The 11,552-nt window shown below is 70.0% G+C and carries 9 protein-coding genes and 2 tRNA genes; 8 read left to right on the plus strand and 3 right to left on the minus strand.

Annotation, left to right across the window (positions count from 1 at the left end; translation table 11 throughout):
- Window positions 1-21: 21 nt before the first annotated feature.
- Entirely contained in the window at window positions 22-1,113 is a 1,092-nt protein-coding gene (locus K1T35_RS00920; RefSeq protein ID WP_220258300.1) for a glycoside hydrolase family 16 protein, read from the minus strand.
- 312 nt (window positions 1,114-1,425) lie between these two features.
- Here K1T35_RS00920 and K1T35_RS00925 point away from each other — a divergent pair, with 312 nt between their 5' ends.
- Both K1T35_RS00925 and K1T35_RS00930 read left to right on the plus strand, forming a co-directional pair.
- Window positions 1,426-2,106 carry a response regulator transcription factor gene (locus K1T35_RS00925; protein WP_255621457.1) on the plus strand — a complete coding sequence of 227 codons (681 nt, stop codon included), beginning with the start codon at window positions 1,426-1,428 and terminating at the stop codon, window positions 2,104-2,106.
- A 137-nt stretch (window positions 2,107-2,243) separates the two neighbouring features.
- Complete coding sequence (locus K1T35_RS00930) at window positions 2,244-2,519, plus strand: GlsB/YeaQ/YmgE family stress response membrane protein (protein ID WP_220258302.1); 276 nt, start codon at window positions 2,244-2,246, stop codon at window positions 2,517-2,519.
- 49 nt (window positions 2,520-2,568) lie between these two features.
- Here K1T35_RS00930 and hisC read toward each other — a convergent pair whose 3' ends face one another.
- Window positions 2,569-3,621, minus strand: coding sequence for a histidinol-phosphate transaminase (gene hisC / locus K1T35_RS00935; protein ID WP_220258303.1), 1,053 nt, complete (start codon window positions 3,619-3,621; stop codon window positions 2,569-2,571).
- 61 nt (window positions 3,622-3,682) lie between these two features.
- On the opposite strand from hisC, the gene K1T35_RS00940 reads away from it, so the two are divergent.
- From K1T35_RS00940 to K1T35_RS00965, 6 genes are all read left to right on the plus strand, one after another.
- On the plus strand, window positions 3,683-4,381 hold the full coding sequence (locus tag K1T35_RS00940) for a dienelactone hydrolase family protein (protein ID WP_220258304.1): 699 nt from the start codon (window positions 3,683-3,685) through the stop codon (window positions 4,379-4,381).
- A 55-nt stretch (window positions 4,382-4,436) separates the two neighbouring features.
- Window positions 4,437-6,398 (plus strand): acetoacetate--CoA ligase, encoded by a 1,962-nt coding sequence (locus K1T35_RS00945; protein ID WP_220258305.1) that lies wholly within the window; start codon window positions 4,437-4,439, stop codon window positions 6,396-6,398.
- Between the two features lie 54 nt (window positions 6,399-6,452).
- Window positions 6,453-6,542, plus strand: a tRNA-Ser gene (locus K1T35_RS00950).
- A gap of 56 nt (window positions 6,543-6,598) precedes the next feature.
- Window positions 6,599-6,671, plus strand: a tRNA-Arg gene (locus K1T35_RS00955).
- A gap of 823 nt (window positions 6,672-7,494) precedes the next feature.
- The gene (locus K1T35_RS00960) at window positions 7,495-8,700 is read left to right on the plus strand and encodes a 26S protease regulatory subunit (protein ID WP_220258306.1); all 1,206 of its coding nucleotides are present in this window, start codon (window positions 7,495-7,497) and stop codon (window positions 8,698-8,700) included.
- The gene (locus K1T35_RS00965; protein WP_220258307.1) at window positions 8,697-9,740 is read left to right on the plus strand and encodes a tetratricopeptide repeat protein; all 1,044 of its coding nucleotides are present in this window, start codon (window positions 8,697-8,699) and stop codon (window positions 9,738-9,740) included. The genes K1T35_RS00960 and K1T35_RS00965 overlap by 4 nt, the downstream gene beginning before the upstream one ends.
- A 910-nt stretch (window positions 9,741-10,650) precedes the next feature.
- On the opposite strand, the gene K1T35_RS00970 is transcribed toward K1T35_RS00965, so the two are convergent.
- The gene (locus tag K1T35_RS00970; protein ID WP_220258308.1) at window positions 10,651-11,544 is read right to left on the minus strand and encodes a hypothetical protein; all 894 of its coding nucleotides are present in this window, start codon (window positions 11,542-11,544) and stop codon (window positions 10,651-10,653) included.
- Window positions 11,545-11,552: the final 8 nt, after the last annotated feature.

An 11,552-nucleotide genomic window follows, 5' to 3' on the forward strand; every position in this document is an offset into this window, starting at 1 on the left:
CGTCGGGGAAGTCGGAGGGTTCTAGCGGTAGATCCGCATGTAGTCGACGTACATCTCGGTGGGCTTCGGCGAGCCGCCCTCGGGGAAGTAGTCGAGCTGGATCGTCGCGTGCATCTTGCCCGGCGGGAGGGTCTCCGAGTCGGTGCTCTCGAACCACTTCTCGCCGTCGATGTAGCCGGTGACCCTGCCATCCACCCACTCGACCGCGTAGTTGTGCCACTGCGTGATGTCGAGGGTCTTCTTCGCGTACTTCTGGTCGCTGCCGTAGTGCAGGAAGAAGGAGACGTCGGGCGACGCGCTGGTCGTCTCGGCGAAGTCGATCTCGCCGTTCTCCTTGCCGCCGCTCTCGCGCCAGAGGATCAGCACGGGGTGGTACTGGTCGTCACCCTTGGGGAACCGGGCGCGCATCTCCCAGCGACCGAAGCGCTGGTCCTCCTTCCAGGACATGCCGCCCGTGTTGCCCTCGGAGTCGCCGCGGATCACGAGGCTGCCGTTCTCGACGCTGACCGCGTCCGGTGTGCGGCGTCCGGCGCCGTCGTGCCCCTCGCTGTCGTAGGGGCTCCACAGCGGGCTCAGTCCGCTGTTGAACTCGTCGCCGCCGGCGCGGGTCCAGCCCTTCGCGGCGGCCGCCGACTTGCCCTCACCGCTCTTGCGGGGTGCCGCGGCCTGGCCGTTGCCTGCCGTCTTGCGTTCGGCGGCTTCCGGCTTGGGCGTGGCAGGGGGTTCTGTCGGCTCGGCGGCGGCCTGGGGCTCGGCGGTCGGCTCCGGCGTCGGTTCCGGGGTCGCGGGCGGCGCCTGGGCGGGATCGGTACGGGCGACGGTGTTGCTCAGCTCCTGCGCCGCGAGCGAGGGGTCTTCCGGGGGTTGCGCGAGCGTGGCGACGAGGGTGGCCACGAGCATTACGACGGCGCCGACGGCCAGCGGTGCGAGCCGCCGGGTCATCGAGCTCGTCCGGGGCGCCTCAGTGGTGACGACGGCCTCCGCGTGGCGGGACGGGAGCCGGTGGCGGCCCGTGTCCGTGACGGCGTCGCTGCCACGTTCGGCAGTGATCCGTTCGATCAGCTCGGTGGCAGAGCCCGAGCGACCGCCCACTGCGGAGGTTGTCCTTCGCATGGGGCGGAACGATAGGGACGGTGACGGCTCGTGATCGGAAACCTGAGAGTGCGGGTTGCTCGTACGCGCCCAGGGGTAGGTTGCACGCGCCGGAACGCGCCCGATCGGTGAGGTTGCGCGCGGTTTGTACCCCGTTCGGGGTAATCGCGCTCTCAGGTTGCGCCTATCCGTCGTACTCCTGGAAGTGATGTCGCTCCGTTAGCCGATTGTTACGGGCCGCCCGCTGCGCAAAGGTGTCTGGCGATGCTCCCCGCTGCTCCCCCGGGGGGTGCGTCCTCGTACACGTCGACCGCTGTGTCGGCGCGTGTGTCCGTGCCCCCGAACACGATGCCCCCGACCAACAACCACGTATTGCTGGCGCTGCCACCGACGGCGGCGTCGGCCTCTGTGCTGCGCAGCCTTCGTGCCGAAGGCGTGTCGGTCAGCCCGGTGAGCGACGGCATCGGCGTGCTCGACGCCGTCCGCAACCGCGGCCCGGCCCTCGTCGTGCTCGACGTCGAGCTCCCGGGCCCGGACCAGGCTGCCGTGCTGGCCGCGGTGCACCACGAGGCGCCCAACGTGCCCGTCATCGCAGTCACGCCGCGCGAACGCAGGCTCGGTCTGCTCGGGCTCCTGCGCGGCGACCGCGACGACTTCCTCGTACGCCCGTTCGCCGTCGACGAGCTGGCCGCCCGGATCCGGTTGCGCCTGCGGCTCGGCCCCGCCGTCGAGAACACCGTGCTGCGCCACGGCGAGCTCGTGGTGGACACCGAGTTCGGCGACGTCACCATCGACGGGCAGCCCGTGTCGTTGTCACCCACCGAGTACGCGCTGCTGATGGCCCTCATCGCCGAGCCGGGCGCGGTGGTGCCACCGCACAGGTTGGCCCGCGAGGTCTGGTCCGAGCCGGCTTCGCCGAATCTCGTGCAGGTCTACATCTCCTACCTGCGGCGCAAGATCGGTTCGGAGCGCATCCGCACCGTTCGCGGCGAGGGTTACGTCCTCGAAGCCTGATCGATGCCGTAACTGTTATCGAACGCGGCCCGACCGGGTGGCATCTGCGGTTGCCTAGTGCGACGGTGGTCACACCGTGCTACCCAATGACTACACGAGCCGCGCGGCTGCGGCCCGGACGAGAGTCGGGAGCACGGATGACTGTTACGGGGATCATCACCGCCATCATCATCGGCGCCATCATCGGGTTCGTCGGCCGCCTCGTGGCGCCGGGGAAGCAGAACATCCCGATCTGGCTGACCATCCTGGTCGGGATCGTGGCGGCCTTCATCGGCACGTGGATCGCAGGCCTGTTCGGCGTCGCCGACACCGGCGGCATCGACTGGATCGAGCTGATCCTGCAGGTCGTCGTGGCCGCGATCGGTGTCACCGTCGTCGCCGGTGTCTACGGCAGGCGCGGCGTCACCCGCTGACCCCGTCGCAGGCCCGGTCCCGACCAGTTCGGGGCCGGGCCGCCTTCGGCTATTCCTGGAACGCCCGCGCGGCCGCGAGGAACGCGTCGTTCTCCTCGGGCGTCGACACCGTGACGCGCACGCCGTCGGGGTGGAACGGGCGTACGACGACCTTGTGGTCGAGGCAGTGCGCCGCGAACGGGGCGGTTCGCTCGCCGAGGGCGAGCCACACGAAGTTGGACTGCGTCTGCGGCACCGTGAAGCCGGCGGCGAGCAGGGCGTCGCGCACCCGGACCCGCTCCTCGATCACGTCGGCGCAGCTCGCGAGCAGCACCTCCTCGTCGTCGAGCGCCGCGACGGCGGCGGCCTGCGCCATCGAGCTCACGCTGAACGGCGAGCAGACCTTGCGCAGCGCCGTCGCCACCTCCGGCGACCCGATCGCGTACCCGACGCGCAGCGCCGCCAGCCGGTAGGCCTTCGAGAACGTGCGGAGCACCACGAGGTTGGGGTGGACGTCGATCAGGTCCATGCCGTCCACGGCGTCCGGGTCGGTGACGTACTCGTGGTACGCCTCGTCCAGCGCCACCAGCACGTTCCGCGGGACGGCAGCGAGCAGGCGCTCCAGCTCCGCGCGGGTGACCACGGTGCCCGTCGGGTTGTTCGGGCTGCAGACGAACACGAGCCGCGTGCGCGGCCCCACAGCGGCGACCATCGCGTCGACGTCGTGGCGGAACTCGGCGTCGATCGGGACGGTACGGATCGTCGCCCCGCCGATCTGCGTGACGATCGGGTACGCCTCGAACGAGCGCCATGCGAACACGACCTCGTCCTCGGGCTCCCGGCAGGTGGCCTGCACCAGTTGCTGGCACAGGCTCACGGAGCCGCAGCCCACGGCGATCCGCTCCGGTGCGACGCCCCGAGCCTCCGCCAACCGCGCCGTCAGGCCTGCGACGGCCAGATCGGGGTAGCGGTTGCCGCTCGTCGCGGCCTCAGCGATCGCGGCGAGCATCCGCGGGGTGGGAGGGAGGGCGACCTCGTTGCTCGCCAGCTTGATCGCGCCCGGGATGGTCTTCCCGGGCACGTAGGCCGGCAGGCTGTCGAGGTCCGGGCGGATCTGCGTCATGAACGTCACCGTAACCGTGCCCGAGGCCGCCGACTTCACCCAGCCGTGACACCCTGGTTCCATGACCGAGATCCGCACCGAGACCGTCCCTCTGGTCGACGGCAGTGCGCTGCGACTCACCGTCGCAGAACCGGTCAGCGCGATCCGCGGGGGGATCGTGGTGCTGCACGAGGCGCGGGGTGTCACCGACTCGGTACGCGGCATCGTGCACGGCCTCGCCGCGGACGGCTGGCTCGCCGTCGCCCCACATCTCTATCACCGTGACGGTGCCGATGAGCTCGACGGCGCCGACGAGGAGGTTCAGCAACAGGTCGACCGGCTCGAGGGCGAGCAGGTGATGGCCGACACCGACACGGCGTTCGGGTGGCTCGCCGAGCACGGCGTCACCCCCGACCTGATGGGGGTGATCGGGTTCGACCTCGGTGGCTCCGTAGCGCTGCTCGTGGCCGCGAAACGCACGCTCGGTGCCGCCATCACGGTGGCGGGCGACCGGGTGGCCGCGACCCCGGCCACCGGGCTGCCCGCGCTGGTCGACGCCGCCCCCGGCCTCACCTGCCCGTGGCTGGGCATCTACGGCGAGGTCAACGGCGGCGGGCCGGACCCGGAGGTCATCCGGCTGCGGGACGCCGCCGCGTCGTCGCAGGTCGCCACGGACGTCGTCGTCTACCCGCGCCGCGGCCACCGATTCGACGACGACCCGGACGTGGCCGCCGACGCCTGGCAGCGCACCCTCAACTGGTTCGACTCCCACCTGCGCTGATCCACCACCCGGGACGCCTCTGGCGCGGGCGGACCTCGGAATGCATGCTGCGCGTATGACCGGCGCCGAGGCCCCCGACGTCCTGTGGACCCCCGACCCCGACCACCACGGTCCGCTGGCCGAGTTCACCGACTGGGTGCGCGAGCACCGAGGCGTCGACGCTCCCGACTACGCCGCGCTGCACGCCTGGTCGGTGGACGACCAGGCCGGATTCTGGTCGGCGGTGGCCGAGTTCCTCGGCGTCCGGTTCCACGAGCAGCCGCATGCCGTGCTCGGCCGCACCGAGATGCCGGGTGCCGAGTGGTTCCCCGGGGCCACGCTGAACTACGCCGAGCACGCACTCGCGCCCGGCGCCGACGCCGATCTCGCGGTCGTCTTCGCCCGGGAGGACGGTGTCGAGCGCGAGGTGACGCGCGGAGAGCTGCGCGACCTCGTCGGCCGTGCGCGCGCCGGGCTCGTGCGCGCCGGGGTCGGCCGGGGTGACCGCGTCGTCGCGCTGGCGCCCAACAGCGTCGAAACCCTCGTCACGTTCCTGGCCGCGGCCAGCCTCGGCGCCATCTGGTCGTCCTGCTCGCCGGACTTCGGGGCCAGGGCGGTGCACGACCGGTTCGCGCAGATCGAGCCGAAGGTCCTGCTGGCCGTCGACGGCTACGTCTACGGAGGCAAGCGGTTCGACGTCCGGAGCACCGTGCAGCAGCTGCGGGAGAAGCTGCCCACCCTCGCCGCCACCGTGCTGGTGCCGTACCTGGACGAGACCGCCACGCTCGACGGCGCCGTCCCGTGGGCCGAGTTCACCGGTGCCCCGGGTGAGCTCGCGTTCGAACCGGTGCCGTTCGACCACCCGCTGTGGGTGCTCTACTCGTCCGGCACGACCGGCCTGCCGAAGGGCATCGTGCACGGCCACGGCGGCATCGTGCTGGAGCACCTCAAGGCGCTCCGGTTGCAGATGGAGCTCGGGCCGGGGGAGCGGTTCTTCTGGTTCACCACCACCGGCTGGATGATGTGGAACCTCCTCATCGGCAGCCTTCTCGTCGAAGCGACAGTGATCCTCTACGACGGCAACCCCGGCTACCCCGACCTCGGCGCGCTGTGGCGGCTCGCCGAGCGGCACCGGGTCACGTACTTCGGCACGTCCGCCCCGTTCATCCAGGCGAGCCTCAAGGCCGGGCTGCGCCCCCGCGACCAGTTCGACCTGGGCGGGCTGCGCGCCCTCGGCTCAACGGGCGCCCCGCTGTCCGCCGAGGGGTTCCGCTGGGTCGGCGACGCTGTCGGCGAGCACGTGCAGATCTGCTCGGTGTCCGGCGGCACCGACGTGTGCGCCGCGTTCGTGGGCTCCGCGCCGAACGTGCCGGTGTGGCTGGGTGAGATCAGCTGTGCCTCGCTCGGGGCCGCCGTCGTCGCCTACGACGAGAAGGGGCAGGAGCTCGTCGACGAGGTCGGGGAGCTCGTGATCACCCGGCCGATGCCGTCGATGCCGGTGATGTTCTGGAACGACCCCGACGGCACCCGGCTGCGCGAGGCGTACTTCGACGAGTTCCCCGGCGTGTGGCGGCACGGTGACTGGGTGCGCCGCACGCCGCGCGGGTCGTTCGTCATCTACGGACGCAGCGACTCCACGCTCAACCGCGGCGGCGTGCGGATGGGCACGGCCGACTTCTACGCCGTGGTCGAGGGCTTCGAGCAGGTCATGGACTCGCTGGTGATCGACACCACCGAGCTCGGCGCCCGCGACGAAGGAGCCCTGCTCTGCTTCCTCGTCCTCGCAGAAGGAACCTCGCTCGACGACGTGGAGCCCGCCCTGCGCCGTGCCCTGCGCACCGAGCTGTCGCCCCGCCACGTCCCGGACCGGTTCGTGGTGGTCGAGGCGATCCCCCGCACGCTCAACGGGAAGAAGTGCGAGGTACCGGTCAAGAAGATCCTCGCCGGCACGCCACCGGAGCGCGCCGTGAGCCGCGGCGCCCTCCAGAACCCGGACGCCCTCGGCCCCTTCCTCGCCCTCGCGACCGGGGGGTCGTGAACCCGCTGGACCCACCCATGTACTCTGATGTCCGCTGGAGGCCGAGAGGCCCCGGGAGGCTTCGCCTAGTCTGGTCTATGGCGCCGCACTGCTAATGCGGTTTGGGGTCACCCCCCATCCCGGGTTCAAATCCCGGAGCCTCCGCGCTGGTGCGGTCGACTTCCGGGTCGGTCGCGGCATGATGTACAACTGAACAGCACGCGCCCGTAGCTCAACGGATAGAGCATCTGACTACGGATCAGAAGGTTAGGGGTTCGAATCCCTTCGGGCGCACAGCAAGAATCTCCGCCCTGACCAGCACGAACGGTCAGGGCGGAGATCGTTTGTCGGATCGGTTGTTGATCTCTGGCCACAGTCTTGGCCACGAACCTTGCTAGCTTCCGAGCCGTGGCAGGCACTGGGGGACCGATCGCGAGCCGCAGGCGCGGCGGGATTCGCCGGCACGGCGACGGCTGGCAGGCCCGCGTCTCGGCCTGCTCCGACCCGAGCACACGCGAGCGGATCGTCCTCTACGAGACCGTGCCGATCCCGAGGCGTACAAGGATGCTGAGAAGGTCCTCACGCGCCCCCAGGCCGAGGCCGACGCGCTGAAGGTCGGTAGGACCAAGGCGACCGTAGGAGCGCTCCTTGAGCGCTGGATGGCCCAGCACGAGATCGACCCGACCACGCGAATGACCTACGACGCGCAGATCCGGGCTCTACATCGTGCCGAAGCTCGGAGACGTCCCGCTGGTGCTGTTCGTCCGCGAGGCGGCCGAACGGCTCAGCGGGACTGGGAGCGACTGCGACGGATGGTGACCGGCCGTGCCGACCATCGCTGCGAGGCGTGCCACGAGTCCACACACCTTGGCCTCGCCAACGTGCAGGGCCGGGCCGGTGAGGCGCTCGCGCACCTCCAACGGGTGACCGGCATGTCCGACGGAGAGGTATCGGGCCACGTCGACGCGGCGAACGACGCGTTGGCTGGCGAGGACAAGCTCGGCACGGCGACACTCGAGGGTTTGCACCACAACAGCACCGCCGGTTCGGAGGATGGCCACGCTCGGACGAAATCGGGTGTGACTCGGATCGTCCCTGCCGGACATACTCCTCTTCGATGCCTGACGACCCGCTCCTCACCACCCTGCTCGCTGCCGTCGCGGCCGCCCCGGCCGACGTCCCGCTGCGCCTCCACGTCGCCGAGCTCCTCATCGAACGGGATCGGCCGGGCGATGCTCTCCAACACTGCAGCCACGTGCTCGCCACGGAGCCGTCGAACGCGAGCGCGGTCGCGATGCTGGAACGCATCACGGCGCTCATGACCCAACCGGCCGAGCCCGGCCCGGCGCCCGCCGAAGGTTTCGACTGGCGGCACGCCGAGGAGCAGGTGGCCGACATCCCCGCCCTGTCCATCGAGGAGCCCGCCACCCCGTCACCGACCGTCGAGGACATCGAACGGCCGTCCGTGCGTCTTGCGGACGTCGGCGGTATGGAGCAGGTCAAGCAGCGCCTCGAGATCGCGTTCCTGGGCCCGATGCGCAACCCGGCGCTGGCCAAGGCCTTTGGCAAGAGCCTCTCCGGCGGGCTGCTGCTCTACGGCCCGCCCGGATGCGGCAAGACCTTCATCGGACGCGCGGTCGCAGGCGAGCTGGGCGCCAACTTCTTCAACGTCGGCATCGCCGATGTGCTCGACATCTACACCGGGTCCAGCGAGCGCAACCTGGCGGGGATCTTCGCCGCGGCCCGGCGCAACGCCCCCTGCGTGCTCTTCCTCGACGAGATCGACGCGCTCGGCCAGAAGCGCGCCCACCTGAGCCACGACAGCAGCATGCGCAACACGGTCAACCAGCTGCTGAGCGAGATGGACTCGCTCGGCGGCGACAACGAGGGCGTCTTCGTCCTCGGCGCCACCAACCACCCGTGGGACATCGACAGCGCGCTGCGCAGACCCGGACGGTTCGACCGCATGCTGCTGGTGCTCCCACCCGACGCTCCCGCACGAGCCGCGATCCTGCGCTACCACCTGCGGGACCGGCCGACCTCCGGCATCGACGTCGACCGGCTCGTCGCCGCGACGGAGCACTACTCCGGGGCCGACCTGGCCCACGTCTGCACCACGGCCGCCGAACGGGCACTGGCCGCGTCGATGCAGGCCCAGCGGCTGCAGCCGCTGACCACCGCCGACCTCGTCGCCGCGCTGGGCGAGGTGCGCCCCAGCACCGGCCCATGGTTCGCCACCGCGCGCAACGTCGTCATGTTCGCCAACACCGACGGCGGCTACGACGACCTCGCCGCCTACCTGCGCAAGCACCGCAAGCTGTGAGCGCAGAGCAGGCGGCGCAGCGGGTGGAGCACCTGCGCGGGCTCGGCCGGCTCGACGACGCCGAGCGGGTGGCACGGGAAGCCCTCGCCGCCGAACCGGAAGACCCTGGCCTCCTCGCCGAGCTGTCGGCCACCCTGCTCGCGGCCGACCGCTACGAAGAAGGGCTGGCCGCCGCCGCGGCCGCACTCGCCGGTGACCCCGACCACGAGTGGGCGTACCTGCTCTACACCACCCACCTCTCCTGGATGGGCCGGCACGACGAGGCCGTGGAGCGGTCCGAACGGACCGTGGCGCGCGACCCCGAATCCGGGGTGGCCCACGCTCACCACGCGTTCGTGCTGAATCGGGCCGGTCACCACGAGCGGGCCCTTCCCGTCGGGCGACAGGCGGTCGAGCTCGAACCGGAAGACCCCGATCACCACGTCCTCGTCGGAGACATCGCCGCGGATCTCAAGAAATGGCGCATCGCGCGGCAGGCATACCACGAAGCCCTCCGCATCGACCCGACCCACTTCAGCGCGCGCCACAACCTCGCCATGCTCGACTCGGCCATGTTGCGGATCGGCCCTGCCCTGCACGGGCTGGTCGAGGCCGGTTCGATGGACCCGGGTGAGCCGGCGGTTGCGCAGAACCTGACTGCGCTGATGTGGCGCCACCTGCTGGTCCACCTGGCGGCGCTGGGCCTGGCCGCGACGGCCGTCCTCATCTTCGGCGGCCTCGGCACCCCGGGACTGGTGGTCCGCATCCTCGCGGGTCTGTCGGTCCTCGATGTCATCACGTTCGCGTGGTGGGCGACCCGAGCGCTCCGCTCCGCGAACCGGACCGCCGTCCTCGCGATCGCCCGCACCGAACCCGGCTACCGACTCACGCTCGCAGCGATCGGCCTGGGCCTGCTGCTCCAGCTGGGCGCCGCGATCACCGGCCTCGGCTGGTTCTCGCTGGGCGTGCTGATCATGCTCGGCGTGCTCGGCGCCGTCTTCATCAGGTTCGTCGCCCGGACCCCGAATGACGAGCCGGAGGCGCAGGCCCCACCGGGCTGACGAAACATGGAGACTCGGGCTCTGCGGCTCGCACCGGTAAGGGTGGAACGCGTCACCCGAACGACTGCGGTGGCGAGCGTCCGCCAGGGTCGTCGTTCATCGAAGCGGTCTACTGGGCGCACCCGTGAGGCAGGACCCGGTGATGGCCGCCCACCAAGTCGTCGACGAGCTGGGCGTCCACTTCGAGACTTTGCTGGTCACTTGCTTGATCCGGTCCATCGTGGGTCCTTGCCCCAGATCGCGCGACTCCTTCCGGGTCCGCTGGAATGACACGCGGGGCTTGCGCAGTAGTTGGCGCAACCGCTTACGACGGACGCGCGCGCACCGGCCAGCCTAGATTCTCAGCTGGATGAGGAGAGCTTGCGCACGCTCCCGTCAACGGGCATCCGAGCCTGCCCGGGCGGGTGGTGGCCGTCGCGAGGATGAACTCGGTGTCCTCATCACTGATCAGGCGGGGACAGCCTCCCGCCCACTGAGGTCCAGCACGAACATTCCTTCTCCGCGCCGCTACCGGTGTACTCGGCAGCCAAGAGAATGTTCGACACCTGGCTAGGCAAAAGGTGAATCCGGTTACCGACGGCGGCTCGAGTGCCGATCAGCTGCGGTTGTGAGGCTCCTCGAGCGCCTGAGTGTTTCCACTCAGGTCCTCCATGAGTATCCGCGGGGTGGACCTTCCTGCGCTGTCCGGCTATCGTTCAATCGTCCTTCCGGACGAGCCGTTGCTGACGTTGCGCGCCGGACCGTCGGGGGGAGAGCGGGTCGCTGCCTCGGGCGCGACGTGCGGATGTGGGAACTGACCTTCCCGTTCGGCCGGTGTCGGCCTGTTCATCATGCGGCTGCTCTTGTTCTACTCCGCAGCTTCTTGTTCCCTGTGAACGCTTCCGAGGAGATCTGACGTCATGCGCGCGACCTATGCACACGATGGCGAGGCCACTGGCCTCGCCGTGTGTGCCGAGTCGTGCGCCGTGCGGCTGCGGCCCGGGCTCGCGGACGTCGCGATGTCGATCGTGCGTGGCGTGCTCATCATCGCCGGGCTACTCGTGGCGCTCTGGATGGGATCCGTGGTGATGGCGTCGCCCGCTTCGGCGGCCGTCGTCGTTCCGGCCGCGACCGCATCCACCGCGAAAGGTGGAAAGGGAAACTCCTCGGGTGGAGGCGAGAAGAAGTCTTCGGCCGAGAGTGAGTCGTCCGGGGGGAAGTCGGGCGGTGAGAAGAAGCCTTCGAGGGGTGAGAAGAAGTCTTCGTCCGAGGATGAGTCGTCCGGGGGGAAGTCGGGCGATGAGAAGAAGCCTTCGAGGGGTGAGAAGAAGTCTTCGTCCGAGGATGAGTCGTCCGAGGGGAAGTCGTCGAGCGGCGAGAAGAAGACTTCTGGGCAGAAGGATCCCGCGAAGTCGACCTCGAGTGGCACCGTAAAGACCACGACCGGGAAGACCACGACCGGGAAGACCACGACCGGGAAGACCACGACCGGGAAGACCACGACCGGGAAGACCACGACCGGGAAGACCACGACCGGGAAGACCACGACCGGGAAGACCACGACCGGGAAGACCACGACCGGGAAGACGACCACCGGGAAGACCACGACCGGGAAGACCACGACCGGGAAGACCACGACCGGGAAGACCACGACCGGGAAGACCACGACCGGGAAGACCACGACCGGGAAGACCACAACCGGGAAGACCACAACCGGGAAGACCACAACCGGGAAGACCACAACCGGGAAGACGACCACCGGGAAGACGACCACCGGGAAGACGGTCGCTGCTCGGCCGAATCCGGCGTCGGTTGGTGTGCGCACGGCGATCG

It is taken from the genome of Pseudonocardia sp. DSM 110487 (genome assembly GCF_019468565.1).
Lineage (GTDB): Bacteria > Actinomycetota > Actinomycetes > Mycobacteriales > Pseudonocardiaceae > Pseudonocardia.

Bases quoted from the DNA above. Each gene is read 5' to 3' on its own strand.
- K1T35_RS00920 (WP_220258300.1), bottom strand. From the start codon at position 1,113: ATGCGAAGGACAACCTCCGCAGTGGGCGGTCGCTCGGGCTCTGCCACC.
- K1T35_RS00930 (WP_220258302.1), top strand. From the start codon at position 2,244: ATGACTGTTACGGGGATCATCACCGCCATCATCATCGGCGCCATCATC.
- hisC (WP_220258303.1), bottom strand. From the start codon at position 3,621: ATGACGCAGATCCGCCCGGACCTCGACAGCCTGCCGGCCTACGTGCCC.
- K1T35_RS00940 (WP_220258304.1), top strand. From the start codon at position 3,683: ATGACCGAGATCCGCACCGAGACCGTCCCTCTGGTCGACGGCAGTGCG.
- K1T35_RS00945 (WP_220258305.1), top strand. From the start codon at position 4,437: ATGACCGGCGCCGAGGCCCCCGACGTCCTGTGGACCCCCGACCCCGAC.
- K1T35_RS00960 (WP_220258306.1), top strand. From the start codon at position 7,495: ATGCCTGACGACCCGCTCCTCACCACCCTGCTCGCTGCCGTCGCGGCC.